The organism is [Clostridium] aminophilum DSM 10710, from assembly GCF_000711825.1.
GTDB classification, from domain to species: Bacteria; Bacillota; Clostridia; order Lachnospirales; family Lachnospiraceae; genus Clostridium_R; species Clostridium_R aminophilum.
Genome location: NZ_JONJ01000004.1, coordinates 1 through 25,532 on the forward strand (window position 1 = coordinate 1; position 25,532 = coordinate 25,532).

Below are 25,532 nucleotides of genomic sequence, written 5' to 3' on the forward strand. Positions count from 1 at the left end.
CCTTGGAGTACTCTCAAAAATCTTGGATTTTTGGAACCGCTCCAAGTATGGCAGAAAAAAGTTTAGAATGTAATGCGAGTCATTTGACGCTTACTTCTTGTGTCGTGGAAATATTCAGAGAACCTTCCGTTGCAGCGGCGTGCGCATCCTCGCGGAGCGGTTTTGTTTCATATGAATTTCAAAGAAATTTCCTGTATAACAAAAAAACACCCCAGAGCAACCATGTTCTGGGGTGTTGTAAGTCGTATCGGATTGTCCAAAGACGTAATACGTTGTGAAACGATTATCTCTTTGAGAACAATTAATGAAGTGAAAGTGCCGTATTTTAGGCATTTCTCCTTCAAGTTGCTGTTTACCTGCTGCGTACGGTAGAAAGCTCAGGACTACTGTACATAATTGGTTACAATTAAGATTATTCCAAATTATTTATCTTCCAACTGTAACCATCCTATTTCTTATTTTATCTTCAACAACCGCATTGACATTATCTCCCACAAAGATTTTAAATGGGAAACCAGTCACTTGAAGTATATTAGACTTAATGTTTACTTCTACTCCCTTTTTATTCTCTTCAGCTATAATTTGATATTCAAATAATGAATCTGCGTTATTTTTTGCCTGTTTTATAGCAGCATACATAGCCTTTTCATCCTTGTCATATTTCACAAGTCCTAATACCAAAGCAAGCTCACTTAGTAATTCTTTTTTTACAGCTAAGCTTTCATCTATCTCATCCGCAGTCGAAACAAATTCAAGCGCAGTCACAATATCTGAGTAATACTCTTTTATCTTCTCGAAGCCTACTCCATCTAGATTTGACACTTCTTCTATAGCAGCCGATGGTTTTTCAACACATGTATTATTAGAAACATAATGATAGTAGCTCTCTATTGCGCCCTTTTTCAGAACAAAACAGCCTAATTCTCCTAACACCGATATCACCGTGTCAATTTGGATTTTTGTGTTCTTCCACTCTTCTGCATCTTGCCACTTGGATATTTCGTTATCTTCAACACAAAAAAGCATTCCGACCATAGCTCTTTTTGCAGTCTTTGTTTCATCATCATCTTCTTTCTTATTAATCCAATATGGGTGTTTTTCATATACTTCGCGCATATCATCAATATGCTTAATTATCATGCCAGAAATCTTTGTTTTTACATTTCTTACCATATCCGAAATGCTATTAGCTGCATGCTTACTAGCAATTTCTTTAGCTTTTGCTGATTGTGCAAACAACTCAACAATGCTATTATCGTCGATAAATCCGTCTAAATCTGTAAGTATTGCTACATCTTTGTTTATTGTACGAAATAGCTTTACAGCAGCCGGAAACTGACCTTTCCCATCTGTTGGTACAATCTGTGTCCCTGAAACATCTATATTGTATCCTAGTCTATCAGAAAGATAATTACACAGCACCAAATCACTTGCGCCTTCAATAAGTAATATTCTTTTCGCAAAAAAGCCATTCTTATAACTATGGCCTAACCGTTGTATGAAGTCTCCAAGTTTCTTACTTTTAAATTCTGGAATACTAGAATCTACTTGCCTTGGTAAATTATTCTCAGAAAAAAACACAAAATGACTAATATCCTCTATTGTATTAAGCGAAATAAAGTCAGTTGCATGCGTTGAAAGAACTATAGTCTTCCCATATTCTTTAACTGCTGCTTTCATCTCTCTTAATAAAAAAGCTTGCAACTGAGGATGCAATGACACCTCAGGCTCATCAATCAGCAGAAATAGAATTTCTTCATCGTATAGCGCAGCTAGTATTGATATTACATTTATCAAGCCACTTGCTTCTGCAACAACAGAATACTCTCCTCTCCCATCGTCCTTTTCAAAAAAGACTTTCAAACTTCCAGAATCCCAACGCAAAAATATTTGTCTTTTAAATAGCACTGACAATCTTTCCGCTATTTTAATATAAACATCCTTTCGTTCATCCATTGTAAAAAAATCACCCGCGGATGTCTCTATATCATGTCTATGTGTTTTTGTTTCTCTATTTCCAACCTGATAATCAGCGCTAGAGTAATTATATTGGTTTATTTTGGATCTATATTGCTCCATTGTCCCAATTCTATTAGATGAAAGATATCTGACATGGTTATTTCCATATTTTGATTTCAAATAATCTCTAAGTCTTTTTTGAGTTTGAGTTTTCCCTGAACCGTTTGGTCCTATAAATGTAGTAATCCCTTCATATAAAACTATATTTATTTTCTCTTCAAAAACATTACTTACTGTTAATTCACAAGATAAAGGAAATATCAAGTTTTTCTCCATACTCTCATAATCTCCATTAACAACTCATTATTCATAATATTTACTTTACTATCCATGTTCCTACTTTTTTTGAGCCAACCCTCTCAACCGTGCCACTATCAATAAGCTCTTTCATTATCATCTGAATTGACCTACGTGATTTCCCCATTATCTCTGATAATTCATTCTGTGTAACAGAAGGGTTCTCTCTCAATAAAAGCAAAATATACTCTCTATCCGATAAAGCACCACTTTGCGCTTTAACTTGCGCTTTATTTTGCGCTTTATCATAAGCATAATTCAAATTCCATAAAGTAAGAAAGAAATTGTAACCATCAGTATAAAACTCAGGTTTTAAGCTATCTGTATATCTTTCTTCAGATTCATATGCATCAAGTATCTTCTTAAAACCACTTCCTCTTCTCTCCATCAAACGTAAGCGTCCAAAAACATCGGCCAGTATTGGATTTCTAAGCTTAGAAGGGACATGTCTCAAATCTAGTAATTGAACCTCAGAACCATCATACATTCCCCCTGGATTAGTAATAACCATTCGATCATCATAAATATCAATCTGGCTATGAGCCCCTGTCTGTAGGTAGCTTCTATGAATAAGCGCATTAACTAACCCTTCTTCTACAGCTCGTTCAGGATAATCCGGTAATTCTATCCTTTGATCTTTGTCCTTTCTCCATCCTTTTTTTGAATTTTTTCTCACGAAATCCATTGCATTATCAAATAGAGATAATACACTACCAGTAATTTCCTGGTCATCTAAAGCATCTTGAACAGATCCAGCTTTATCTAGTCCATTCCATCTAGTACAAAATATTCTTGAATGCTGAATATTCCATTGATCAGCAAATAAAACACCAGCATTTGTCATTTGCCCATCTTCCTGCATCAATCTAAAACTAATAAGGTCTTCATCAAAATCATGATTACCGGGCATTACATTTAGATATCTTTTCTTAAATGCTTCAAATGTCAACTTATCACGAGGTATATCAGAAATCATAGCATCATATGATGTTCCTGTGCTTTTTATAATAAATTCTGTAAGTTCGAATCCAGTAATCTCCTTTTTTACACTTCCTGTTCGATAATAATATCTGCCATGAAGGTTCAACGGTAATCTTGATTTCTTTACCTCTACCTGAATATATTTCTTTTTATCTTTTGACTTAAGATTCACATCACAAGTAATCCCAAAAGCAGCAGTAATCTTATTGGGAATATCCTCTAATAGTTTCTTTTGAACTTTTGAATCTAGGCCAATAACGTTCCCGTTATCATCAACTCCTATATATAACGTCCCACCCTGAGCATTGGCATAGCCACAAATCCATTCCAAATACTTATCCTGCCATGACTCTTTCCATTCAACCACCTGGTTTTCATCATCTTCAACTATCTTATCTATGTCTCGCATATACCCGTCCTTAGTTTTTTATTTTACAATATCATAATTGCGCTTTAACTTCAATCGTAAAGCGCAATTGTCAATATCATTATTGCGCTTTACTAACCAAATACCTAACAACATGAGGACATAACAAAAACACCCCAGGACAGTTGTCCTGAGGTGTAATAAATCGTATTTGATTGTCCAAAGACGTAATACGTTGTAAAACGATTATCGCTTGGAGAACTGCGGAGCACGACGAGCTGCTTTGAGACCGTACTTCTTTCTCTCTTTCATTCTCGGATCTCTTGTAAGGAAGCCAGCCTTCTTAAGAGTCGGTCTGTACTCCTCATCAGCCTGAAGAAGGGCTCTGGAGATTCCGTGTCTGATCGCACCAGCCTGACCGGTGTAACCGCCGCCGCGAACAGTTACGCGAACGTCGAACTTCTCAAGGGTCTCGGTAGCAACAAGCGGCTGACGAACGATAACCTTCAGAGTCTCAAGACCGAAATACTCGTCGATACCTCTCTTGTTGATTACGATGTTACCTGTACCCGGTGTAATATATACTCTGGCAACGGATTTCTTTCTTCTTCCAGTTCCATAACATGTGTTAGCCATCTTTTTATCTCCTCTCAGATCGTATCATCAAAACTTTAACTCGAGAACTTCCGGCTTCTGAGCTGCCTGCTCGTGCTCCGGACCAGCATAAACGTGAAGCTTGTTGATCATCTGTCTGCCGAGCGGTCCCTTCGGGAGCATTCCCTTAACTGCAAGTCTGATAACTTCTTCCGGCTTCTTAGCCTCCATCTCACGAAGAGTAGCGGACTTGAAACCACCTACATAATCAGAGTGGCGATAATAGATCTTATCATCCATCTTCTTGCCTGTTACGTGGATCTTGGAAGCGTTTACAACGATAACGTTGTCACCGCAATCCATGAACGGAGTGAAGATCGGCTTATTCTTACCTCTGAGGATAGCTGCTACCTCAGAACAAAGACGACCGAGTGTAAGTCCCTCAGCGTCAACGACATACCATTTTCTCTCAATTGTTGCCGGACTGGCCATAAAAGTCTTCATTAGTTGACCTCCCATAAAGATCATTTGCTGTATTTTGATTTACTTATATGAGAAAAGCCTGTTCCGGGGCCTTGGCTCAGGCGTTTTTCTGCATTTCGTCACAGATAGATATTATATCTTCCGTGTCAATCTGTGTCAACCACGATTTCGGCGTTTTTTTATGATTTTTGCGGTGTTTTCCACCGTGCCGCCGCATTTATCCACATTTGTTCTTCCCTGTCCACACCTATTCTTCCGAATCGTCTTCCGTCTCTTTTCCGCAGAAAACAGCCTCGAAGATATCACGCCTCTGCGCGCTGATCCGGTAGAGCCCGAAAACCTGGCCGACACGGATCCGGCCGGTCTTTTCTTCGTCCTTCACAAAGACGTGTTTTGCGCCGTTTCGGAACGCCTGATGAACACTTCGCTCCGTCAGCCCCGCAAACTCCTCTTCTTCGCAGCGGTGGATCAGAACCATACTGTTTCCGCTCTTCAGAAGGGATCGCTGGTCAATGGTGTAGGAATAGTGGATATTTTCTCCCCACACTTCCGGTGCCGGCTCTTTTTCAAACACCAGGCTCTCCATGGTGAGTCCCTTTGCCGGCGCCGTCGGGCCTGCTGCCTGACGGTCTTTTGCCTCCAGAATCTCCTCCACATGTTCCGGCTCGTAGAGTCCGGTTCCGACCCGCATCAGCGTTCCCGCAATGATACGCACCATGTTGTAGAGGAAACCGCCTCCGCTGATCCGGATGGTCACCATATCATCCGCGTCCTTCTCAATATCGATCGAGTAGATCCGGCGGACGGTCGTGACTGCCTGTGACTTCGGAGCGCAGAAGCTGGCAAAATCGTGCTCGCCGATGAGATATGCCGCGGCCGAGCGCATTTTTTCAAGATCCAGATCAAAATAGCAGAAGGTGCTGTTCAGGCGTCTGGTCGGATCTTCCGTCTTCCGGTTTAAGATGCGGTAGACATACGTTTTCACGCCGTTTACCTTCCGCGGATGGAAATCTTCCGGAACATCCTCCGAGCGCTGCACCCGGATGTCCTCCGGAAGGCGCTGGTTGATCGCGACAGCAAATTTGTCGCCGGGAATCCGGCTCTTTTCGGTATCGAAGATACAGATGTTGCCGAGTGCGTGCACGCCGGAATCCGTGCGGCTCGCCCCGACGACTTCGATTTTCTCCCCGATCAGTTCGGAGATTGCACGGTTCAGAACTTCTTCGATCGTTCTGCTGTTGGGCTGAAGCTGCCAGCCGCTGTAATTCGTGCCGTCGTATGCGACGGTCAGCATGATTCGTCTCATATGTGCATTCTCCTTCCCTGTTCTTTCGAAAACGCGACGCAGGTTTGCGCCGGGTGCTGTCTGCTCTTCCATCCAGTTCGAATATTTTTTTACCGGAGCCCTTCATCGGTCAAACGGAGAGCGCCTTTTTCTTCTTTTCCGCATCTCACAGAAGAATCCTTGCGGCAATCACGCCCGCGAGATAGCAGAACAGAATCAGGTATGCCGCGCGGTCTCTTCCCGCATAATGGAGCGGCTTCATCTTCGTTCTTCCCTCACCGCCGCGATAGCATCTCGCCTCCATCGCCATGGCGAGATCGGTCGCCCGGCGGAATGCGGATACAAAGAGCGGAACCAGCAGCGGAACCATGCTGCGGACGCGCTGGATCATGTTGCCATTCTCAAAATCGGCGCCCCGGGCCATCTGCGCCTTCATAATCTTGTCCGTCTCCTCGACCAGAATCGGGATGAACCGCAGTGCGATGGACATCATCATGGAGATCTCATGCACCGGAACGTGAACACGGTTCAGAAATCCGAGACCTTTTTCCATGCCGTCGGTCAGCTGATTCGGCGTCGTGGTCAATGTCATGATCGAGGACCCGACCACAAGGAAAATCAGACGGATCGCCATCATTCCCGCAATCCGGAGTCCCTCCTTCGTGACCTTCAGCATCCAGATCTGCATCACCGTTTCTCCCGGTGTGAGGAACAGATTGAAGCCGACACTGATCAGAAGAAGGATCAGAATGGATTTCAGGCCGCGCACAATAAAACGAACCGGAACATTGCTGAGCAGGACGGCCATGCATAAAAATGCCGCCGCTGCCGCATAGCAGAACGGATTGTCCGCAATAAACAGTGAAATAATGAAAATGAGTGTTCCGAACAGTTTTGTCCTCGGATCCAGCCGGTGCAGCGCCGAATCAACCGGATAGTACTGTCCAATGGTAATATCGCGCAGCATCAGTGATTCCCCCTTTTTCCGAGGATGTTCAGGATCGCGTCTTGCGCTTCCTTCACCGTCGTAATCGAATCGTCGATGGGAACGCCCATCTCCCGCAGTTCATGGATGATATAAGTAACCTGCGGCGCGGCAAGACCGATCGCCTCCAGCTCTTTGTAATGCCGGAACACTTCTTTCGGCGTTCCGTCAAACACTTTCTTCCCGTGATCCATCACTAAAAGACGGTCCACAAACCGTGCGACATCCTCCATACTGTGGGAGACCAGAAGAATAGTCAGTCCGTGCTGTCGGTTGAGCCGGGCAATCTGCTCGAGGATCTCGTCCCGTCCCTGCGGATCCAGTCCCGCCGTCGGCTCGTCAAGAATCATCATCTGCGGCCGCATCGCCAGAACTCCGGCGATCGCCACTCTCCGCTTCTGTCCGCCGGACAGTTCAAACGGGGATTTCTGATAAAACTCTTCGCCCAGTCCCACCAAATCCAGTGCGTGCCTTGCACGCTTGTCGATCTCCTCCGGCGAAAAACCGAGGTTCTTCGGGCCGAAGCAGACATCGCTGTATACATTCTGTTCAAAGAGCTGGTGCTCCGGATACTGGAAGACCAGGCCGACATTGCCCCGGAGTGTCCGCATATTGTATCCCTTCGCGTAGATGTCTTCTCCGTTGTAGAGAATGTCTCCGCTGGTCGCGCGGATCAGACCGTTGAGATGCTGAATAAGAGTCGACTTGCCGGAGCCGGTATGTCCGATCAGTCCCACAAATTCCCCGTCTGCAATCTCAAAGCTGACATGGTCGATGGCCTGCGACTCCATCGCCGTTCCTGCTCCGTAGGTGTAGCAGATATCTTCTACTTTTATTGCCATGATTATCTGCTCCCTTCATCCGTTTCCTGAGCGGAACGCAGTTCTCTGACCGGAACTCCGGCCTGTTTCAACAGCGGGGCAAGCTCCCGCAGAAATTCATCCCTGTGCAGAATGCCGTCCGGCAGATCAACGCCGGCCTTCTTCAGCCCGTATGCCAGTTCCGTCACCTGCGGCACATCCAGCTGAAGCTTTTTCAGTTCTTCCACTTTGGAGAACACTTCGGACGGCGTTCCGTCCATCACAATCTTTCCGTCATCCATCACAATCACACGGTCTGCATCGATGACTTCCTCCATATAATGGGTGATCAGGATGATGGTAATTCCCTCTGTCCGGTTCAGCTCGCGGATGGTGCGGATGACCTCCGCGCGGCCGTTCGGATCGAGCATCGCCGTCGGTTCGTCCAGCACAATGCACTTCGGCTTCATCGCCAGTACCCCGGCGATTGCCACTCTCTGCTTCTGTCCGCCGGACAGACGGTTCGGAGATTTCTTGCGGAACAGTGCCATACCGACGGCCTTTAATGCCTTCTCGACGCGCTTCCAGATCTCCTCGGTCGGAACACCGATATTCTCCGGTCCGAAACCGACGTCCTCCTCGACAACATTGGCGATGATCTGATTGTCCGGATTCTGAAATACCATTCCGGCAGTCCGCCGGACATCCCAGATCCGCTCCTCATCCGCCACATCGATTCCCTCCACGTAGAGTGTCCCCTCCGTCGGAATCAGAATCCCGTTAATCTGTTTGGCAAGGGTCGATTTTCCCGATCCGTTATGACCGAGAACCGCAACAAAATCCCCGGCGGTGATTTCCAGATTCAGGTGATCGACCGCCGTGTTGGTCCCGATCACTTCCCCGTTCTCACCGCGGGTCACATAGTTATATACTAAATTTTCGGCCCTGACGATCTTATCCATGAAGCCGCTCCTTCTGTCAATTGTTAACTGCTGCCATAGAATTGTTTACCACGAAATTGTAGTCTACCTGGCTTATGTCGTCAAGATTCATTCTTTTCCCGTCAGGCCAAAACTGCCGAGATGCTTTTCCGCGATTTCGAAGAAATCGGCGTTTCTCCCGTAATCGATTTCTGCAATGTCCAGCCGCTTGTAGGCCGCACTGCTGTCAGACAGAGTGTCCTTCTCATCGCTGGTGCTGTACAGCTGACGGAATGCGCTCTGAATTCTCCGGCTGAACAGTTCCTCCCGCCACTGTGCGGTTTCGTCCGCGTTATAGTCGCTGACACAGTACAGAACGTAACTATTATCCCCGACGGTGATGACATCGCCGACCGATCCGGTCGAGAGGGAAAATGCCGCATTTTCCAGTTCTTCCGACGCATCGCCGGCGGCTTCGATACCCATGCCCCTGCCGACTTTCACCGTCTGTACATCGACACCGGACTCCTGCGCGCGGGCGCGGAAAGACGACGGATCCTCCTTTGCCTGATCCCGAAGCTTCTGCGCTTTGGCTTTGTCTCCGGTCTTCGCCAGCATCACATCCATCACGCGGGCTTCGCTGTCACTGACCTGCAGATCCGGATTGCTGACCAGTGTGTCGGCCTGCTTCTGCGCCACCGCGTAATCGCGGTAGAGATCTTTGACGTCCTCCAGGGTAATCCGGTCCATCTTAGCGATGTCGTCCTGTGTCAGCCCGCTGTAATACTCTTCTGCTGCCAGAGCAACGGCATCTTCCTCGCCGGCCGAGAGAACCGTTCCCTTTTCAAACGCGATCTTTCCCAGAATGTGGATCTGATCCATAAAACTGTGAATTTCGTTCAGGAGAACGGTGGAAAATGTTTCCGTTCCGCTCCCGGTCTGCATCGCCCAGACACCTTCGCCATAGACTTCTTCGTAGCGGTTCTTTTCCGAGGAAGCGATCATCTTCACCTGGCCGGCGGAATAGGTATCATCGTAGGTCCGTTTTTTCAGACCGCCGATTCCCGCACTGCAGCCGACGGTCAGAATCAGCGCCGAGGCAACCGCGATGGCGATCTTCCACTTCTTTTCCATTTCTCCTCCACACATATCCCGCATATTTCGGGAACAGGCTTGTTTATGATCCGGTGATTTCTGCTCCCGGATTGCTCATTTCATCCGAAAAACGCATGCAGCCATTCATGCCGAATCCGCGCCCATGCACATAAGAATCCGGTGCCCGCCTGTCCAATCAGGCGAACATCGGATCCATTCCAATTGCTATAAAAATCCCGAGGACTGCGCCGCACCAGACCTGCAGCGGCGTATGTCCCACGTATTCCTTCAGTTTTTCCGGCGTAAAGGTCTCGTCACTGAAATTAAACAGTTCCTCCAGAAGCATCTTGTTCAGGATCTTTGCCTGTTTGCCGGTTTCGCGCCGGACGCCGGTCGCGTCATACATCACCACCGCCGCGAACAGAAAGCTGATGGCGAACTCAAAACTTCCCGCCCCGTAGCGGAGAAGCGCTGCCGTCGTCATCCCGCATACCGTCGCGGAATGGGAGCTCGGCATTCCTCCGGAGCCAGTAAGCCGCTCCGGATTGAATGACCGGTTCAGCGCAAAGTCGATGACGGTTTTCAGCGCCTGTGCGACCAGCCAGCCGACCGCGCCGCTCATCAGCACCTGATTCGCACCGATTTCTGCTAATACACTCACTTGTTTCCTCTCTCCCTGCGATGAACGAAAATCACCGCACCAGATCTGTCCTTCCCGGATTCTGCAAATCCCGGAGGAACGTTCTCCGTCCGTACGTCACTTCGTCAATCAATCAGCCAGTCATACATTTCCTGGTACTTGAGAGCCGACGCCTTCCAGGAGAAATCCGCCGCCATCGCCCGATCCACGATACCGTTCCAGTCTCTTCTGCAGTCATAGTAGATATGCTCTGCATACCGGATACAGGCAAGCATCTCATGCGCATTGTAGTTTGCAAACGAGAAGCCGGTGCCGGTCTGCTCGAATTCGTTATACGGCTGCACGGTGTCGCGAAGACCGCCGGTCTCACGGACGATCGGCACCGCGCCGTAGCGCAGGGCGATCAGCTGCCCGAGGCCGCACGGCTCAAAAAGCGACGGCATCAGAAATGCATCGCAGGCCGCATAGATTCGGTGCGCCAGATCATCGGAATACCCGATATTGGCCCGAACCCGGTCATTGTATTTCCAGTCATAATGACGGAACATATTCTCGTATTTCTCATCGCCGGTTCCCAGAACCACAAACTGAACCGAGTCGCTGCAGAACTCATCCATCACACACTGGATGAGATCAAGCCCCTTCTGGTCCGTCAGACGGGAGATCAGGGCGATCATCATTTTCCCCGCATCCTGCGGAAGACCGAGTTCCTCCTGCAGCGCGAGCTTGTTCTTTACTTTTTCCGGCCGGAAATTCCGCAGACTGTAATTCTGGGCAATCCGCTTGTCGGTCTCCGGATCATACTCGCTGTAGTCGATTCCGTTCAGGATTCCGCGCAGACTCCGTGAGCGCGCCCGCATCAGCCCGTCAAGTCCTTCTCCGTAAAATGACATCTGAATCTCTTCGGCGTAGGACGGGCTGACCGTCGTGATCGCATCTGCATAGACCAGGCCGCCTTTCAGGAGATTACCGTCCTCATACGCCTCCAGCTTATCCGGCGTGAAATAATAATCCGTCAGCTCCGAGAAGCGCTGAATGGTCTCCACATCCCAGACACCTTGGAACTTCATGTTGTGAATGGTCATGACGGTCTTGATATCCCGGAAGAATTCTCCTCCGTGGAATTTGTCCTTGAGGTGAACCGGAATCAGTCCGGTCTGCCAGTCGTGACAGTGGATCACATCCGGCTGAAAACCGATGACCGGAAGCGAAGAGAGCGCCGCCTTGCAGAAGAAAGAAAACTTCTCGAGATCGTAATACCAGTCTCCGTACGGTTTTGCTCCCCAGAAGTAGCTCTCATTGTCAATAAAATAATATGTCACCCCGTCCAGTTCTGCCTGAAGGATGCCGACATACCGGTTCTGCCCCAGATAATCCATATAAAAATGGGATACGTATTCCATCTTATCCCGCAATTCCTGCTTGATGCACAGGTACTTCGGGATCATTACACGCACGTCAAAATACCGCTTGTCAAAACATTTTGGAAGTGCTCCGACAACATCGGCCAGTCCTCCGGTCTTAATAAAAGGAACCGCCTCTGATGCCACAAACAGAATTTTTTTCATAGAGGGTACCTCCCGAATACAACACTTATACTTATTATCTATTTTATCCCATCTGCAAAATCGAGTAAAGTAAAAATGCTTTCTTCCCGGCGTCTGCTTCCTGAGCCTGACGGCTTTCCTTCCGGCATTCTACCCGGATCTCATTCCGGCTTCTTCAGCGCTTCTTCAGCGCTTCTTCAGCGTCTTCTGCGGCGCATCCAGATCACAAATCCGGCAATCAGAAGGGCCAGCGGAACCAGCAGCACACATACGGCACTCAGCATAATCGCGGTGGACGCGGTCACGGTCAGAAGCGGATTGCGGAAGCTCTTGGACTCCACCGTCAGGGTCTTCGCCATTTTCACCATGGATCCCACCGTTCCGGCAAACAGCTTCTGGTTGGATCCGGCAACGATCTGGTCGGCACTGGAAGTAAATATCTCCGGCGAGGAATAGATCACAGCCGTCGAATGATTCTCTCCGATTGTCTTCTCCGCCCTGAGTCCTACCGTCCAGGTTCCCTGCGGATCATCTTTGGAGATGATCTTTGACGCATCATTCATGTCCGCAATATTCGCGTGGACGAAAGCCTGTGCGCTGGTGGTCAGGAAATCGGTATAGCTGAAGGTATCATCCGCGCCGCCGTGGGTAAGGGCCTGTGCAAACGGAACAAAGACATAGCCGTTGGAAGCGATGACCTGCTGCGTGATCATGGATTCTTTCGATACATCCGGCAGAAGGTAGGTCGGGATACCGCCGCCCTGTCCGGCAGACAGATAGTGGTTCCGGTCGGTCTCGACGATGATTCCCTGCTCACTCTTAACCCCGTAGAATGCAAGAAGTTTCGTGAAGTTCGGCATTTTCGCCGCATCGAGGAAATTCAGCGTGATGATGAACTTTCCGCCCTTCGCCGCATACGCTTCCAGCTTCGCCTCATCATCGGCCGAAATGTCCGCGGCGGGTGCGTTGATCAGAACCGCCTCCGCGTCCTCCGGAACCGCATCCTGGTTCAGAAGACTCAGCGTATCGCTTGCAACGTTCATCTTTGCGAGGTTCTCCGCAAAGACCGGATCCAGCACACTCTCATTATGTCCCTGAAGAAGATAGATCTTCGGAAGTTCGCTGGTGGTGACAAAGGAGAGGGCGGAGGTGATCTGTCCTTCCGCGTCATAGCCGGTCATCTCGTAACCTCCGGCCGCATTGACCGTCACCTCGTACAGACTTCCGTACTGAATGGTCTTGCTGCGGTCCGGACCTTCCACGATCAGACTGTTGGCTCCGAGCTTTTCATCGGTGTATTTGGACGCAAATGTGGTATCAACCGACGGATCCACATACTTTACGCTGATATGACTGTTCAACGCCTGATACTGGCCGAGGGTCTTGGCGATAGTCTCATCCTGCGACTCGTCTTTTGCCAGAACATAGATATTTACATCCTGATCGATGTCTTTCACAAAATCTTTCGTCGTATCGGTCAGCGAATAAATCCGGTTTTCCGTAAAGTCCACGACACGGACATTGTCCGGAATCTTTGCGGACGCGAAGTTAACGCCGACAACCGCACAGGCTGCGATCACAATACCGAGAAGGCTGAACGCGCCAAGCGAAATGTTGCCTTTCCGAACGGAATACCGTCTCTTCTGAATGCACTGCACGGTAAAGAACAGAAAGAGCATGGTCACTGAGAGAAGATAGATCACTGCGGAGAGATCAAGGGTTCCGTTCAGGAAGAGATCAAATCTGGTCGGCACGTCAAAAGCCTGCGCAATCTTCCCTGCCACTCCTCCGACAAAGGAAGTGATCGCCTTCATCGTAAAGCTGATGAAAAGAATCGCAAAGGAGAGCACTGCGGAAATGATCGGGTTCTCCGTGAGCGATGACGCAAAGATCGAGATGGCGATGCCGGTCAGACCGTACAGCCACAGACCGAGAATCGCCAGATAGTTCACCGCCATCGGCACTTTCCCAAACAGGCTGAAGATCAGCGGATACGCACAGATTCCGACGATCGGAATGGTAAATACCGCTGCCGCCGCCAGAAATTTTCCGAGGACGACACCCGGCACACTGACCGGTGCGGTCAGAATCAGCTGATCGGTTTTATTTCTGCGCTCACCGGCAAAGGTACGCATCGTGAGCACCGGGATCAGAACAAGAAGAACGAGCACCGCGATGCTGACAGAATTGGCGAGGGTGGAATCGAGGCCGACAAAGTTGTTCATCGCCGCATAGAGGGAGATGAAAAACCAGAGAACGGCGATGAAGAGCCAGCCGACAAAGGTATGGAAATAGGACGCAAAGTCTCTGCAGAATATTGCTGACATTATGCTTCCTCCTTTCCATCGGCTGCGGATGAGTTGCCTTCCGCATTCTCTGCTGTATCGGTTTCGTGCGCTGAACGTGACATTGCTGCCGCAGAGTTGGCCCCGGCACTGTCCGGCTCTGTATTTCCTGTATTCGACGGATCGGAAGCGGTCTCATCCGCGGCATATTCTTTTGCAGCAGCATTACTTCCGGTGTGATCATCCGCCGTAAGGGACAGGAATACATCCTCCAGTGATTTCTTTGTGCGGGCAAGTCCCAAAACCGTCATCCCTGCACGGAATACCGCTCTGGAGAGATCCCCTCTGAGATCGGCTTCCGTATCGGTCATGACGATGGCCGCTCCGTCCGCATTCCACTCGATTCGGATGACGCCCGAAACCGTCCTCAGAACTTCTTCCAGCTGCTCTCTCGTTCCATCCGCCTCAATCTCATACGCGCCGTTCGGCCGGTTCATCTGCGCCAGTTCTTCCGGTGTTCCGGACGCGACCATTTTCCCGTGATTGATGATCCAGATGCTGTCACAGACCGCGTTCACATCCGAAAGGATGTGGGAGCTGAGTATCACGGTGTGATCTTTCTTCAGCGCATTGATGTAATCAAACATTTCTTTCTGCTGCTCCGGATCAAGACCGGCCGTCGGCTCATCCAGGATAATGTTTTCCGGATCGTTGATGAGTGCCTCCGCCAGACCGACTCTCTGCTTGTATCCCTTCGAGAGATTCTTGATCAGACGATCCGCCATCTCCGTGATCCCGGTTCGCTCCATCAGTTCTGCGACAGCGGTTTTCCGGTCTTTTTTGGGAACCTTCCTGAGAGCTGCCGCAAACATCAGATACTCACGAACCGTCATATCCGGATAGACCGGCGGAACCTCCGGAAGGTATCCGATTCTCTCTTTCGCTTTCTCCGGCTGTCTTGTGATATCGATTCCGTCGATCCGCACTTCACCGGAAGAGGCCGCAAGATAACCGGTCATCATATTCATGGTTGTGGATTTACCGGCACCGTTCGGTCCGAGAAATCCGTATATTTTTCCTTTTTCCGCAGTGAAGGACAGACCGTTCACCGCACAGTGATCGCCGTAGCGTCTCACCAGATCCCTTACTTCAATCATGGTTTTTTACCTCCAATCGCGCGCCATTTTTGCGCGCGCCGGATATTATTGTAGCACAATGGGCACAAATTGCTTCATATTTCACGATCTTTTCACAAACTCAGAAGGATCAACATCCGCAAGCAGCATTTTTTGTGGTATTAGAAATTTCTCCAAACTTCCCGATTCCAGAACAAAGTCCGCGGAGCGTTTTAGTTTCATAGGGAATTTCGGAGAAATTTCCTATGAAAAAAAGAGGCTCCGGTGCAAACGCACCGAAGCCTCCTGCAACTTTTGTTGGAAAAATATTGATCTTTGCGGTCCTAAAAGGATCGCCCTGAACCTTTCACGGTTCGGATCAACTCGGGATTAAACGAGCTCGAGCAGAACTTCCATAGCAGCATCGCCCTTACGCTGACCGATCTTTACGATACGAGTGTATCCACCGTTGCGGCCTGCGTACTTGTTAGCGTACTCGCCAAAGAGCTTACCTGTGATGTCAGCCTTCTTTGTGTTCTTCTTTCTGCCCTTGCCAGCTGCCGGTACTTCTGTAACATCGTACAGAACTGCAAGCATCTGTCTGCGAGCATGAAGTCTGGACGGCTTATCCTTCTGAATCTCCTTGGAAACTTCCTCGTAAACAGTAACTTTCTTACCGTCTTTCTCTTCCTTGATTCTCTTGCCGTTCTCGTCCTTCTTTGCAACCTTGGCTGTAACAGTTACGGTCTCAAAGTTGTCCTTCTCCTTCACGCCGAGAGCGATGAGGCCCTCTGCGATCTTTCTTACTTCCTTAGCTCTTGCCTCAGTAGTAACGATCTTGCCGTTGTGAAGAAGTGCGGTAACAAGACCTCTGAGCATAGCTTTTCTCTGGCTGGATGTTCTTCCAAGCTTTCTATACTTTGCCATTACTAATAATCCTCCATTCGTGGAACACCCGGCCATGCTCTTTCGGTCTTACTGACCGGATGCTGTATATCCATTGGGATCCGAGCCCCGATTGCCGGGCTCAGCTTCAGGCCTCTTCGCCGGTGCGAAGTTCCAGGCCTAATTCTTTGAGCTTGCCGAGGACTTCCTCGAGAGACTTCCGACCGAGGTTTCTGACTTTCATCATATCCTCCGGTGTTCTGTCGCAAAGCTCAGCAACCGTATTGATTCCTGCCCTCTTCAGGCAGTTGTAGGAACGAACCGACAGTTCAAGCTCATCAATGTTCATGTCAAGGCTCTTCGGCTGTCCACTCTGCGGCTGTTCAACCATAATCGTTGCGGCTGTACCGCTCTCAGAGAGATCGATAAAGAGATTGATATGCTCACTCAGTACCTTTGCCGCGAGGCTCAGAGCGTCGTTCGGCTCCATGGTACCGTTTGTGTAAACTTCAAGAGTCAGTTTGTCATAATCCGTCATCTGGCCTACACGGGTATTCTCAACGTTCATGTTGACACGCTCTACCGGAGTGTAGATAGAATCAACCGCGATAACACCGATCGGAAGATCGTCACGCTTGTTTCTGTCTGCGCCCACATAGCCGCGGCCGTTTGTAACGGTGAGCTCCATGTAAAGTCTGCAGTCCGGGCCGCCGCTGAGTGTAGCGATGACCTGATCCGGATTCAGGATCTCGAGGACGTCCCCGGAAACCTGAATGTCCGCAGCAGTGACTACTCCGTCACCCTGATAATCGATATATGCGGTGATCGGTTCATCATCTGTGCTGTTATTCTTGATTGCCAGGCTCTTAATGTTCATGATGATCTCAGTAACATCTTCCTTAACACCCGGAATAGAACTGAATTCATGCAGTACACCATCGATCTTAACCTGGCTAACAGCAGTACCCGGCAGAGAAGAAAGCATGATTCTTCTCAGCGAGTTACCCAGTGTAAGTCCATATCCTCTCTCGAGCGGCTCTACTACAAATTTGCCGTATCTTCCGTCATCGGAGATCTCAGCTACTTCAATTTTCGGTTTTTCAAAATCGAACATTTAAGCCCCTCCTTCGGGTTTTATTTTTGAGGGTCAACTGTACACTGAATTAATTATTTGGAGTACAACTCGACGATCGCCATCTCATCAACCGGTACATCGATCTCTTCGCGTGCCGGAAGCTGCTTTACAGTCACCTTGAAAGTATCAGCCTCTGCGTCAAGCCATGCCGGAACCATTCTTCCGCCGCATGTCTCTGCGATGTCCTTCATTCTCTGGGAAGTCTTGTACTTCTCCTTAACCTCGATAACATCGCCGGCCTTTACTTCATAAGACGGAATGTTAACGTTCTTGCCGTTAACAGTCACGAACTTGTGATCAACGATCTGTCTTGCTTCTTTTCTTGTTCTTGCAAAGCCGCTTCTGAACATAACGTTGTCCAGTCTCATCTCAAGAAGAACCATCAGGTTTGTACCGATCTGGCCATTCATCTTGGAAGCCTTTGCAAAATAGTTTCTGAACGGTTTCTCTAACACACCGTAGATAAACTTAGCCTTCTGCTTCTCACGGAGCTGTGTGCCGTATTCGCTAAGCTTTCTGTTTGCTCTCTGAGCTGCTCTCTTGGATTTCTTGTCGATTCCCAGGAATGTCGGATCCATGTCAAGAGATCTACATCTTTTAAGTACAGGAACTCTATCAACTGCCACGATTTCTTACCTCCTAAATTAGACTCTTCTGCGCTTCGGCGGACGGCAACCATTGTGCGGTACCGGTGTCACGTCGCGGATACTTGTTACTTCAAGGCCACATGCCTGGAGTGCGCGGATCGCAGCCTCACGACCGGAACCCGGGCCTTTTACCATAACATCTACAGTCTTTAATCCATGGATAAGCGCTGCTTTCGTTGCAGTTTCTGCAGCCATCTGAGCTGCATACGGAGTAGATTTCCTTGAACCCTTAAATCCGAGACCGCCTGCACTTGCCCAGGATAATGCATTTCCCTGAGCATCAGTCAGAGTAACGATGGTGTTATTGAAAGATGACTGAATGTGAGCCTGTCCGTGTTCAACGTTTTTTCTGACGCGCTTCTTAGTAGCTTTCTTAGCTGAAGCTTGCACCTTTTTAGCCATTTTAAACTAACCTACTTTCTTTTTCTTTGCCTACTGTACTACAAGGATCTTTGCAGGATCCTTCCTGTTCATGTCAGAATCGGAATAAGAAAAAATATAATTTAACCGTTAGTTAATTATTTCTTCTTATTTGCAACAGTCTTTCTCGGACCCTTGCATGTTCTGGCATTCGTTTTGGTTTTCTGACCACGAACCGGAAGACTTCTTCTGTGACGGATGCCTCTGTAGCAGCCGATCTCCTGCAGTCTCTTGATATCCATAGCGACTGCTCTTCTAAGATCACCTTCTACAACCTGAGTCTCAGAGATAACCTCGGAGATCTTCTTTACATCGTCATCTGTAAGGTCTTTCACTCGTGTGTCCGGATTAACGCCGGCCTGAGCCAGAATGCGGCTTGCACTTGTTCTACCAATTCCGTAGATGTAAGTTAAGCCGATTTCAACGCGTTTCTCCCTCGGTAAATCGACACCTGAAATACGAGCCATTGTGTGTAACCTCCAAATAATGTTTTCTTTACTGCGAGTTTCTAAAACCGCCGTAAGACAAGCTTACGATCAGCCCTGTCTCTGTTTGTGTTTCGGGTTTTCACAGATTACTCTGATGCTGCCTTTTCTCTTAATGATTTTGCACTTTTCGCAAATCGGTTTAACAGAAGATCTGACTTTCACGGTAATCCTCCTTTCCAAAATCCGCGCCTCATCTCAATTTCCTGAAAATAGGCGGACTTCACCTTCACTCCAACAAAGTTGCTAAAGCATTATAACACCGGAGAAAGGGAATAGCAAGTCGTTTTTTCGCTTATTTCCTTGACTTTTTCGGCCCTTCTCTGTATTAATTGTGCACAATTATTTGTCTCTCCAGATGATTCTTCCCTTGGAAAGATCATACGGAGACATCTCTAATGTAACTTTATCTCCCGGAAGGATTCTGATGTAGTTCATGCGGAGCTTTCCGCTGATGGTTGCCAGAACGATATGCTTGTTTTCAAGTTCCACGCGGAACATTGCGTTCGGAAGCTTCTCGACAACAACGCCTTCGATCTCGATGGAATCTGCCTTTGCCATTTATTTTCACCTGCCTTTCTGTCCGGCGGATCGCCGCCGTTTCTTTTATGCGTATATGGCCCGGCGCACGGCCGGGCCCGGATACCGTATCACATGCGCTGAAATCCGATAATATCGTACATCAGCGTCATTTGTCAACATTTACAACCATTTTACAGGTTTCCGTCCGTGTGAGTCAGAATCTCCGGCTCGCCGTCGGTGATCAGGATGGTGTTCTCGTAATGGGCTGCGCGCTTGCCGTCCATCGTCACAACCGTCCACTCATCCTCGAGCCAGCCAACCATCCAGTCTCCCTCGGTGACCATCGGCTCGATCGCGAGGGCCATACCCGGACGAAGGCGGATTCCCTTTCTCCGCATCGAAAAATTCGGCACATACGGATCCTCATGGATATCCGCGCCGATTCCGTGTCCGGTCAGATCCCGGACAATGCCGAAGCCCTCGCCTTCCACGTAATTCTGAATCGCGGTGCAGATATCATTGAGATGGTTTCCCGCTTTCGCAAAACGGATTCCCTCGAAAAACGCCTGTCTTGTGACGTCCATCAGACGTCTGGCTTCATCATCGATATTGCCGACCGCATAGGTCCGCGCGGCATCTGCATTGTAATCCTTATAGGAAAGGCAGGTGTCAAGGCTGACAATATCGCCGTCCTCAAGGATGCGCTCCTCGCACGGAATCCCGTGAACCACTTCGTCGTTCACGGAAATGCAGAATGCATTCGGATAGCCTTCATATCCCTTGCAGGTCGGAATGCATCCCTTCCCGCGGATCATTTCTTCTCCGATCCGATCGATCTCATAGGTGGAGATACCCGGCTGGATCCGCTCGGCAAGTTTCAGATACACTTCCTCGAGAATGCGGCCGGCCTCTCTCATACGAGCAATTTCGGTCGGGGACTTGATGATTACTGACATGCTTTACTCTCCCAGAATTCCGCAGATGTCTGCGAAAACTTTATCCATGTTCTGTGTTCCGTCAATTGTGTGAAGAACACCGTGTTTGCTGTAGAAGTCGATCAGCGGCTGTGTCTGATCGTGGTATACCTCAAGACGCTTGGAAACCGTCTCCGGCTTATCGTCATCACGGATAACCAGTTCTTCTCCGCATACATCGCAGATGCCTTCCTTCTTCGGAGCGGCATATACGATGTGGTAGGTAGCACCGCACTTGAGGCAGGCACGTCTTCCGGCCATGCGCTCTACAATCGCTGCATCCGGAACATCCACGTTAAGCGCGAAATCGATCGCAGTACCCTGTTCCTTCAGAGCTGCCGTAAGGCTTTCAGCCTGCGGGATGGTTCTCGGAAAACCGTCAAGAATGTAGCCCTTGGAGCAGTCATCCTGAGCGATACGATCCAGAAGCATACCGATTGTAACCTCGTCCGGAACCAGAAGTCCCTGATCGATAAAGGATTTTGCCTTCTGACCAAGCTCCGTTCCTGCTTTAATATTGCTGCGGAAGATATCTCCTGTGGAAATGTGCGGAATATCGTATTTTGCAGCAATTCTGTCTGCCTGAGTTCCTTTACCGGCGCCCGGTGCACCAAGCATAACAATCTTCATGGATTCGCCTTTCTATTGTGGTACGGCACGGATGTGCCATAAGTTAAATGATTCTTGTCTATGACATAAAAAATATCGCCGCCGGGAGAAGACCGGCCGCAGCCGTCGTGGCTGCTGCTCAGTCTGTCTGAACCGACAGCGACATATATCATTCGCCCACGGGTCATCATACCCGTATATGGCTTATCTATATCAGAAATCCCCTAAAAATGACTTGTAGTTGCGGACAAGCAACTGTGACTTCACTGCCTTGATGGTCTCAAGAATGACACCAACGATAATGATCAGTGATGTGCCTCCGAATGACATACGGCTGACATTGAAGAGGCCGGATACCATAATCGGAACCACGCACAGAATGATCAGGCCGCAGGCACCTACAAGTACAATATAGTTCAACATATTGTTCAGATAATCCGACGTCGGTTTACCCGGACGGATTCCCGGAATGAAGCCGCCTGCCTTCTTCAGATTGTCTGCAATCTCCAGCGGGTTGAAGGTAATCGATGTGTAGAAGAACGCAAAGATTACAATCAGTGCGATGTAGATTACAAGACCGATGGAATAGAGCGGTCTGTCCGGTCTGAACCACGAGCTCGAATTCAATACCATCAGGATCTTTCCGCCGATTGTGGAATAGTCGACATTAAAGAATCCTGCAATAACAACCGGGAAGGACATGATCGAGGATGCGAAAATTACCGGCATTACACCAGCGGTATTCACCTTCAGCGGAATAGCGGATGCCTGTGCGCCTACCAGTCTGCGTCCCTGAAGCTTCTTGGAATACTGAACGGAAATCCGTCTCTCGGCATCCTGAAGAACCACAGTGAATGCAGCCAGTCCGATGATTACTGCGAGAATAATGATCGCATATACCACCCCTACTGCAATTGTCTTGCCCTGAACAAATCTTGTGTAAAGAGTCATCGCATCATTCGGTGTGGATGAAATGATGTTGAACAGAAGAACAACAGAAATACCGTTGCCGATTCCGTTCTGTGTGATCTCTTCACCGATCCACATCAGCATCGCACTTCCGGCTGTCATGGTGGCAACCGCGATGACAACGCTGAGAGCATTGAACTCCGTGAGAAGTCCCTTGCTTCCGAATCCCACGCTCATGGCGATGGACTGCATCAGCGCAAGTGCCACCGTCACGTAACGTGTATACTCCTGAATCTTCTTCCGTCCATCCTCGTCCTTCTGCATTTCCTCCAGCTTCGGAATCGCAATTGCGAGAAGCTGCATGATAATGGAAGAAGTAATGTACGGGGTAATGCTCAGTGCAAATATGGACATGTTCGTAAAGGAACCGCCCGTAATAGTATTGAAAAATCCGAACGCATCGGTCGTCTGCTTTGAGAACAAATCAGCGAAATACGATGTGTTCACGCCCGGTATCGGAAGCTGTGATCCGATGCGAATCACAACAAGCATAAAGAAAGTGTAGATCAGTTTGCTCCGCACTTCCTTTACCTTGAACGCTTTCAGGAGCGTCTGCAGCATATTAGATCACCTCGCAGGATCCGCCAACGGCTTCGATCTTAGCCTTAGCGCCTTCGCTGACAGCATCAACCTTAACTACAAGCTTCTTTGTGAGCTCGCCGTTGCCAAGGATCTTAACGCCGTCGCAAACCTTCTTGATAACTCCTGCTTCAAGTAACTTCTCTGCTGTAACTACTGTATCGTTCTCGAATCTCTCGAGTGCGGAAACGTTGATCGCAACGATAACCTTACGGTTGCGGTTCTTGAATCCTCTCTTCGGAAGACGTCTGAACAGCGGCATCTGGCCACCCTCGAAACCAAGTCTCGGTGCGCCACTACGTGCCTTCTGACCCTTGTGGCCCTTACCGGCAGTCTTGCCGTTGCCTGAACCGTGTCCGCGTCCTCTTCTGAAATTATCGCTGTGGACGGAACCAGCAGCCGGTCTTAAATTGGATAACTCCATGACTGAACCTCCTTAAACTCAGATTTCCTCTACCTTTACCAGGTGTCTAACACTCTGGATCATTCCTCTGACTGCGTTATTGTCCGGAAGTTCAACTGTCTTGTGCATCTTCTTGAGTCCAAGTGCCTCTACAGTTGCTCTCTGCTTCGGAACAGCGCCGATAGGAGATTTAACCAGTGTGATCTTTAACTTCTCTGCCATCTCTATCTCCTCCTTAGTTCAGGATCTCATCAACGGATTTGCCGCGAAGCTTTGCAACTTCCTCCGGAGTCTTGAGGCTCTGAAGACCTGCGATTGTTGCAAGAACAACGTTAGTCTTGTTGTTGGAACCAAGAGACTTTGTACGGATGTTCTCGTAGCCTGCAAGCTCCAGTACGGAACGAGCCGGACCGCCGGCGATTACACCGGTACCTTCCGGTGCTCTCTTAAGGAGTACATTGGAGCTTCCGTATACGCCGTAGAAATCGTGCGGGATGGACTTGTTCTCATCCATAGCTACCTCAACGACATTCTTCATAGCTGCTTCTTTACCTTTGCGGATTGCTTCCGGAACCTCTGCAGCCTTACCCATGCCTGCACCTACGTGTCCGTTCTTATCGCCGACAACAACAAGTGCTGCGAATCTCTGAGTACGTCCGCCCTTTACGGTCTTGGATACTCTTCTGATTGCTACAACCTTGTCTTCCATTTCAAGATGGCCGGCATCGATTTTTGTACGCTTCATGTGTATGTTCTCCTTCCGTTAGAATTTCAGTCCAGCTTCACGAGCTGCATCTGCAAGTGCCTGAACTTTTCCATGATAGATGTAGCCGCCTCTGTCGAATACGACCTCTTCGATGCCCTTCTCCAGAGCTCTCTTAGCGATCAGAGTGCCGACATAGGATGCTGCCTCGACATTGTTTGTCTTGGTCAGCTCAGCCTTGACATCCTTCTCAACGGTGGATGCTGCAGCAAGAGTTACCTGCTTCTCATCATCGATGATCTGAGCGTACATGTGATCATTACTTCTGAACACTGCAAGACGTGGTCTCTGTGCGGTGCCGGAAAAACGATTACGTAATCTTGCGTGCTTCTTAATGCGAACTTCGCTTCTTGATTTTTTACTAACCATCTTCACACACTCCTTAATTATTTCTTACCAGTCTTACCAACTTTGCGTCTGATCACTTCGTCAGCATACTTGATACCCTTGCCCTTGTACGGCTCCGGTGCTCTCTTGCTTCTGATCTCAGCTGCGTACTGACCAACTTTCTCCTTGCTGATACCTCTTACAAAGATTGTAAGGGAACCATCAACTACAGTCTCAACGCCTTCCGGATCTTCCATCTCTACCGGATGAGAGTAACCAAGAGTAAGAACGAGCTTCTTGCCCTGCTTTACAGCTCTGTAACCAACACCGTTGATCTCAAGCTTCTTCTCGTAACCCTCGGTAACACCGTGTACCATATTGTTAATTAAGGATCTTGTGAGGCCGTGCAGAGCCTTGATTCTCTTCAGGTCATTCGGTCTTGTGATAACGATCTCGTTAACCTTCTTGTCCTCGTGCTCTACTTCCTTCTGCTCGATAGTAAGCTCCGGAGCAAATGTTCTGGTGAGCTCACCCTTCGGGCCCTTTACAGTAACTTCATTGTTCTCTTTGATCGTGACAGTAACACCTGCCGGGATCACTACTGGTAATCTACCAATTCGTGACATTCTAATGTCCTCCTACTTAGATTCTCGGAACGGCGCGCAGGCCGCTCTGTTTTCAGTGGTTTAATCTATATTACCAGATGTAAGCCAGAACCTCGCCGCCAACGCCGAGCTCTCTTGCCTTCTTATCTGTAATAACACCCTGGTTTGTAGAAACAATCGCGATACCGAGACCGCCGAGTACCTTCGGCATATTCTCCTTACCAGCGTAGATACGGAGACCCGGCTTGGAAATTCTCTTAAGGCCGGAGATGATTCTCTCGTTCTTGTTGTTTGCGTACTTCAGTGTGAGACGAATGTTCTTGAAACCATTCTTGTCATCGACAAGATCGTACTTTGCTACGTAACCCTCATCAACAAGGATGCCGGCGATAGCGAGCTTCATCTTGGAAGACGGAACGTCAACTGTATCATGTTTGGAGATATTTGCGTTACGAATTCTCGTAAGCATATCTGCGATCGGATCACTCATAGTCATGGTGAGTCAAACCTCCTATATATTCAATATTGCTTAACTGGTTTCCCGCCGCAAAAAAGCGGCAGGACCTGTATTAAGATGTGGAACAGCGGCCTGATTGATTACCAGCTTGCCTTCTTTACGCCCGGGATCTCGCCCTTGTATGCAAGTTCACGGAAGCAAACACGGCAGATACCGTACTTCTTGAGAACAGAGTGCGGACGGCCACAGATTTTGCAGCGTGTGTAAGCTCTTGTGGAGAACTTCGGTGTCTTCTGCTGCTTGATCTTCATAGATAACTTAGCCATTGATCAAATCCTC

Annotated in this window: 29 protein-coding genes and 1 pseudogene; all 30 read right to left on the minus strand. The window is 48.6% G+C overall.

Going from position 1 to position 25,532, the window contains the following annotated elements; translation table 11 throughout:
• Positions 1–426 precede the first annotated feature (426 nt).
• Positions 427–2,295, minus strand: coding sequence for an ATP-dependent nuclease (locus BR86_RS0104930; protein ID WP_031471882.1), 1,869 nt, complete (start codon positions 2,293–2,295; stop codon positions 427–429).
• Positions 2,296–2,335: 40 nt separating this feature from the next.
• Positions 2,336–3,706, minus strand: coding sequence for an ATP-binding protein (locus BR86_RS0104935; RefSeq protein WP_051684591.1), 1,371 nt, complete (start codon positions 3,704–3,706; stop codon positions 2,336–2,338).
• A gap of 204 nt (positions 3,707–3,910) precedes the next feature.
• On the minus strand, positions 3,911–4,300 hold the full coding sequence (rpsI, locus tag BR86_RS0104940) for a 30S ribosomal protein S9 (RefSeq protein ID WP_031471884.1): 390 nt from the start codon (positions 4,298–4,300) through the stop codon (positions 3,911–3,913).
• Positions 4,301–4,327: 27 nt separating this feature from the next.
• A complete protein-coding gene (rplM, locus tag BR86_RS0104945) occupies positions 4,328–4,762 on the minus strand; it encodes a 50S ribosomal protein L13 (protein WP_031471885.1) in 435 nt (144 codons plus the stop codon).
• 544 nt (positions 4,763–5,306) lie between these two features.
• A pseudogene (gene truA, locus BR86_RS14545) lies at positions 5,307–6,047 on the minus strand (tRNA pseudouridine(38-40) synthase TruA); the annotation flags it as partial.
• 145 nt (positions 6,048–6,192) lie between these two features.
• Complete coding sequence (locus BR86_RS0104955) at positions 6,193–6,993, minus strand: energy-coupling factor transporter transmembrane component T family protein (protein WP_031471887.1); 801 nt, start codon at positions 6,991–6,993, stop codon at positions 6,193–6,195.
• Positions 6,993–7,853, minus strand: a complete 861-nt coding sequence (locus tag BR86_RS0104960) for an energy-coupling factor transporter ATPase (RefSeq protein WP_031471888.1) — start codon at positions 7,851–7,853, stop codon at positions 6,993–6,995. Before BR86_RS0104960 ends, BR86_RS0104955 begins: the two co-directional genes overlap by 1 nt.
• 2 nt (positions 7,854–7,855) lie before the next feature.
• Complete coding sequence (locus BR86_RS0104965; protein WP_051684592.1) at positions 7,856–8,773, minus strand: energy-coupling factor transporter ATPase; 918 nt, start codon at positions 8,771–8,773, stop codon at positions 7,856–7,858.
• Between the two features lie 87 nt (positions 8,774–8,860).
• A complete protein-coding gene (locus BR86_RS0104970) occupies positions 8,861–9,865 on the minus strand; it encodes a peptidylprolyl isomerase (protein ID WP_031471890.1) in 1,005 nt (334 codons plus the stop codon).
• A 157-nt stretch (positions 9,866–10,022) separates the two neighbouring features.
• Complete coding sequence (locus BR86_RS0104975) at positions 10,023–10,469, minus strand: divergent PAP2 family protein (protein WP_177171205.1); 447 nt, start codon at positions 10,467–10,469, stop codon at positions 10,023–10,025.
• 122 nt (positions 10,470–10,591) lie between these two features.
• Positions 10,592–12,034 (minus strand): glycogen synthase GlgA, encoded by a 1,443-nt coding sequence (gene glgA / locus BR86_RS0104980; RefSeq protein ID WP_031471892.1) that lies wholly within the window; start codon positions 12,032–12,034, stop codon positions 10,592–10,594.
• A gap of 176 nt (positions 12,035–12,210) precedes the next feature.
• Positions 12,211–14,340, minus strand: a complete 2,130-nt coding sequence (locus tag BR86_RS0104985; protein ID WP_031471893.1) for a DUF7088 domain-containing protein — start codon at positions 14,338–14,340, stop codon at positions 12,211–12,213.
• Complete coding sequence (locus BR86_RS0104990; protein ID WP_075034427.1) at positions 14,340–15,455, minus strand: ABC transporter ATP-binding protein; 1,116 nt, start codon at positions 15,453–15,455, stop codon at positions 14,340–14,342. Before BR86_RS0104990 ends, BR86_RS0104985 begins: the two co-directional genes overlap by 1 nt.
• 348 nt (positions 15,456–15,803) lie before the next feature.
• Positions 15,804–16,340 (minus strand): bL17 family ribosomal protein, encoded by a 537-nt coding sequence (locus BR86_RS0104995; RefSeq protein ID WP_031471895.1) that lies wholly within the window; start codon positions 16,338–16,340, stop codon positions 15,804–15,806.
• Between the two features lie 106 nt (positions 16,341–16,446).
• Positions 16,447–17,412, minus strand: coding sequence for a DNA-directed RNA polymerase subunit alpha (locus BR86_RS0105000; RefSeq protein WP_031471896.1), 966 nt, complete (start codon positions 17,410–17,412; stop codon positions 16,447–16,449).
• A gap of 53 nt (positions 17,413–17,465) precedes the next feature.
• On the minus strand, positions 17,466–18,059 hold the full coding sequence (gene rpsD / locus BR86_RS0105005; RefSeq protein WP_031471897.1) for a 30S ribosomal protein S4: 594 nt from the start codon (positions 18,057–18,059) through the stop codon (positions 17,466–17,468).
• An 18-nt stretch (positions 18,060–18,077) separates the two neighbouring features.
• Complete coding sequence (gene rpsK / locus BR86_RS0105010) at positions 18,078–18,482, minus strand: 30S ribosomal protein S11 (protein ID WP_031471898.1); 405 nt, start codon at positions 18,480–18,482, stop codon at positions 18,078–18,080.
• Between the two features lie 116 nt (positions 18,483–18,598).
• Entirely contained in the window at positions 18,599–18,967 is a 369-nt protein-coding gene (gene rpsM, locus BR86_RS0105015; protein WP_031471899.1) for a 30S ribosomal protein S13, read from the minus strand.
• A gap of 69 nt (positions 18,968–19,036) precedes the next feature.
• On the minus strand, positions 19,037–19,150 hold the full coding sequence (rpmJ, locus tag BR86_RS0105020; protein WP_003497809.1) for a 50S ribosomal protein L36: 114 nt from the start codon (positions 19,148–19,150) through the stop codon (positions 19,037–19,039).
• 177 nt (positions 19,151–19,327) lie between these two features.
• Complete coding sequence (gene infA / locus BR86_RS0105025) at positions 19,328–19,546, minus strand: translation initiation factor IF-1 (RefSeq protein WP_031471900.1); 219 nt, start codon at positions 19,544–19,546, stop codon at positions 19,328–19,330.
• A gap of 152 nt (positions 19,547–19,698) precedes the next feature.
• On the minus strand, positions 19,699–20,463 hold the full coding sequence (gene map / locus BR86_RS0105030) for a type I methionyl aminopeptidase (RefSeq protein ID WP_031471901.1): 765 nt from the start codon (positions 20,461–20,463) through the stop codon (positions 19,699–19,701).
• A 3-nt stretch (positions 20,464–20,466) separates the two neighbouring features.
• The gene (locus BR86_RS0105035) at positions 20,467–21,111 is read right to left on the minus strand and encodes an adenylate kinase (RefSeq protein ID WP_031471902.1); all 645 of its coding nucleotides are present in this window, start codon (positions 21,109–21,111) and stop codon (positions 20,467–20,469) included.
• A gap of 192 nt (positions 21,112–21,303) precedes the next feature.
• Positions 21,304–22,620: a preprotein translocase subunit SecY gene (gene secY / locus BR86_RS0105040; RefSeq protein WP_031471903.1), complete on the minus strand. Its 1,317-nt coding sequence runs from the start codon at positions 22,618–22,620 to the stop codon at positions 21,304–21,306.
• Between the two features lies 1 nt (position 22,621).
• A complete protein-coding gene (rplO, locus tag BR86_RS0105045) occupies positions 22,622–23,062 on the minus strand; it encodes a 50S ribosomal protein L15 (protein ID WP_031471904.1) in 441 nt (146 codons plus the stop codon).
• Positions 23,063–23,080: 18 nt separating this feature from the next.
• Positions 23,081–23,263, minus strand: coding sequence for a 50S ribosomal protein L30 (rpmD, locus tag BR86_RS0105050; RefSeq protein ID WP_031471905.1), 183 nt, complete (start codon positions 23,261–23,263; stop codon positions 23,081–23,083).
• Between the two features lie 13 nt (positions 23,264–23,276).
• On the minus strand, positions 23,277–23,786 hold the full coding sequence (gene rpsE, locus BR86_RS0105055) for a 30S ribosomal protein S5 (protein WP_031471906.1): 510 nt from the start codon (positions 23,784–23,786) through the stop codon (positions 23,277–23,279).
• 18 nt (positions 23,787–23,804) lie between these two features.
• Positions 23,805–24,173, minus strand: coding sequence for a 50S ribosomal protein L18 (gene rplR / locus BR86_RS0105060; protein ID WP_031471907.1), 369 nt, complete (start codon positions 24,171–24,173; stop codon positions 23,805–23,807).
• A 17-nt stretch (positions 24,174–24,190) separates the two neighbouring features.
• On the minus strand, positions 24,191–24,757 hold the full coding sequence (gene rplF, locus BR86_RS0105065; protein WP_031471908.1) for a 50S ribosomal protein L6: 567 nt from the start codon (positions 24,755–24,757) through the stop codon (positions 24,191–24,193).
• 70 nt (positions 24,758–24,827) lie between these two features.
• The gene (rpsH, locus tag BR86_RS0105070; RefSeq protein WP_031471909.1) at positions 24,828–25,232 is read right to left on the minus strand and encodes a 30S ribosomal protein S8; all 405 of its coding nucleotides are present in this window, start codon (positions 25,230–25,232) and stop codon (positions 24,828–24,830) included.
• A gap of 101 nt (positions 25,233–25,333) precedes the next feature.
• Positions 25,334–25,519 (minus strand): type Z 30S ribosomal protein S14, encoded by a 186-nt coding sequence (locus tag BR86_RS0105075; RefSeq protein ID WP_031471910.1) that lies wholly within the window; start codon positions 25,517–25,519, stop codon positions 25,334–25,336.
• Positions 25,520–25,532 lie beyond the last annotated feature (13 nt).

Coding starts and splice junctions, on each gene's coding strand:
- BR86_RS0104930 (WP_031471882.1), bottom strand. CDS start 2,295: ATGGAGAAAAACTTGATATTTCCTTTATCTTGTGAATTAACAGTAAGT.
- BR86_RS0104955 (WP_031471887.1), bottom strand. CDS start 6,993: ATGCTGCGCGATATTACCATTGGACAGTACTATCCGGTTGATTCGGCG.
- map (WP_031471901.1), bottom strand. CDS start 20,463: ATGTCAGTAATCATCAAGTCCCCGACCGAAATTGCTCGTATGAGAGAG.
- rplM (WP_031471885.1), bottom strand. CDS start 4,762: ATGAAGACTTTTATGGCCAGTCCGGCAACAATTGAGAGAAAATGGTAT.
- infA (WP_031471900.1), bottom strand. CDS start 19,546: ATGGCAAAGGCAGATTCCATCGAGATCGAAGGCGTTGTTGTCGAGAAG.
- BR86_RS0104985 (WP_031471893.1), bottom strand. CDS start 14,340: ATGTCAGCAATATTCTGCAGAGACTTTGCGTCCTATTTCCATACCTTT.
- rpsE (WP_031471906.1), bottom strand. CDS start 23,786: ATGAAGCGTACAAAAATCGATGCCGGCCATCTTGAAATGGAAGACAAG.
- rplR (WP_031471907.1), bottom strand. CDS start 24,173: ATGGTTAGTAAAAAATCAAGAAGCGAAGTTCGCATTAAGAAGCACGCA.
- rpsM (WP_031471899.1), bottom strand. CDS start 18,967: ATGGCTCGTATTTCAGGTGTCGATTTACCGAGGGAGAAACGCGTTGAA.
- rpsH (WP_031471909.1), bottom strand. CDS start 25,232: ATGACTATGAGTGATCCGATCGCAGATATGCTTACGAGAATTCGTAAC.
- rpsK (WP_031471898.1), bottom strand. CDS start 18,482: ATGGCTAAAAAGGTGCAAGCTTCAGCTAAGAAAGCTACTAAGAAGCGC.
- BR86_RS0104965 (WP_051684592.1), bottom strand. CDS start 8,773: ATGGATAAGATCGTCAGGGCCGAAAATTTAGTATATAACTATGTGACC.
- BR86_RS0104970 (WP_031471890.1), bottom strand. CDS start 9,865: ATGGAAAAGAAGTGGAAGATCGCCATCGCGGTTGCCTCGGCGCTGATT.
- BR86_RS0104960 (WP_031471888.1), bottom strand. CDS start 7,853: ATGGCAATAAAAGTAGAAGATATCTGCTACACCTACGGAGCAGGAACG.
- glgA (WP_031471892.1), bottom strand. CDS start 12,034: ATGAAAAAAATTCTGTTTGTGGCATCAGAGGCGGTTCCTTTTATTAAG.
- BR86_RS0104990 (WP_075034427.1), bottom strand. CDS start 15,455: ATGATTGAAGTAAGGGATCTGGTGAGACGCTACGGCGATCACTGTGCG.
- BR86_RS0104935 (WP_051684591.1), bottom strand. CDS start 3,706: ATGCGAGACATAGATAAGATAGTTGAAGATGATGAAAACCAGGTGGTT.
- BR86_RS0105035 (WP_031471902.1), bottom strand. CDS start 21,111: ATGAAGATTGTTATGCTTGGTGCACCGGGCGCCGGTAAAGGAACTCAG.
- rplF (WP_031471908.1), bottom strand. CDS start 24,757: ATGTCACGAATTGGTAGATTACCAGTAGTGATCCCGGCAGGTGTTACT.
- rpmD (WP_031471905.1), bottom strand. CDS start 23,263: ATGGCAGAGAAGTTAAAGATCACACTGGTTAAATCTCCTATCGGCGCT.
- secY (WP_031471903.1), bottom strand. CDS start 22,620: ATGCTGCAGACGCTCCTGAAAGCGTTCAAGGTAAAGGAAGTGCGGAGC.
- BR86_RS0105075 (WP_031471910.1), bottom strand. CDS start 25,519: ATGGCTAAGTTATCTATGAAGATCAAGCAGCAGAAGACACCGAAGTTC.
- BR86_RS0105000 (WP_031471896.1), bottom strand. CDS start 17,412: ATGTTCGATTTTGAAAAACCGAAAATTGAAGTAGCTGAGATCTCCGAT.
- rplO (WP_031471904.1), bottom strand. CDS start 23,062: ATGGAGTTATCCAATTTAAGACCGGCTGCTGGTTCCGTCCACAGCGAT.
- BR86_RS0104995 (WP_031471895.1), bottom strand. CDS start 16,340: ATGGCAAAGTATAGAAAGCTTGGAAGAACATCCAGCCAGAGAAAAGCT.
- rpsI (WP_031471884.1), bottom strand. CDS start 4,300: ATGGCTAACACATGTTATGGAACTGGAAGAAGAAAGAAATCCGTTGCC.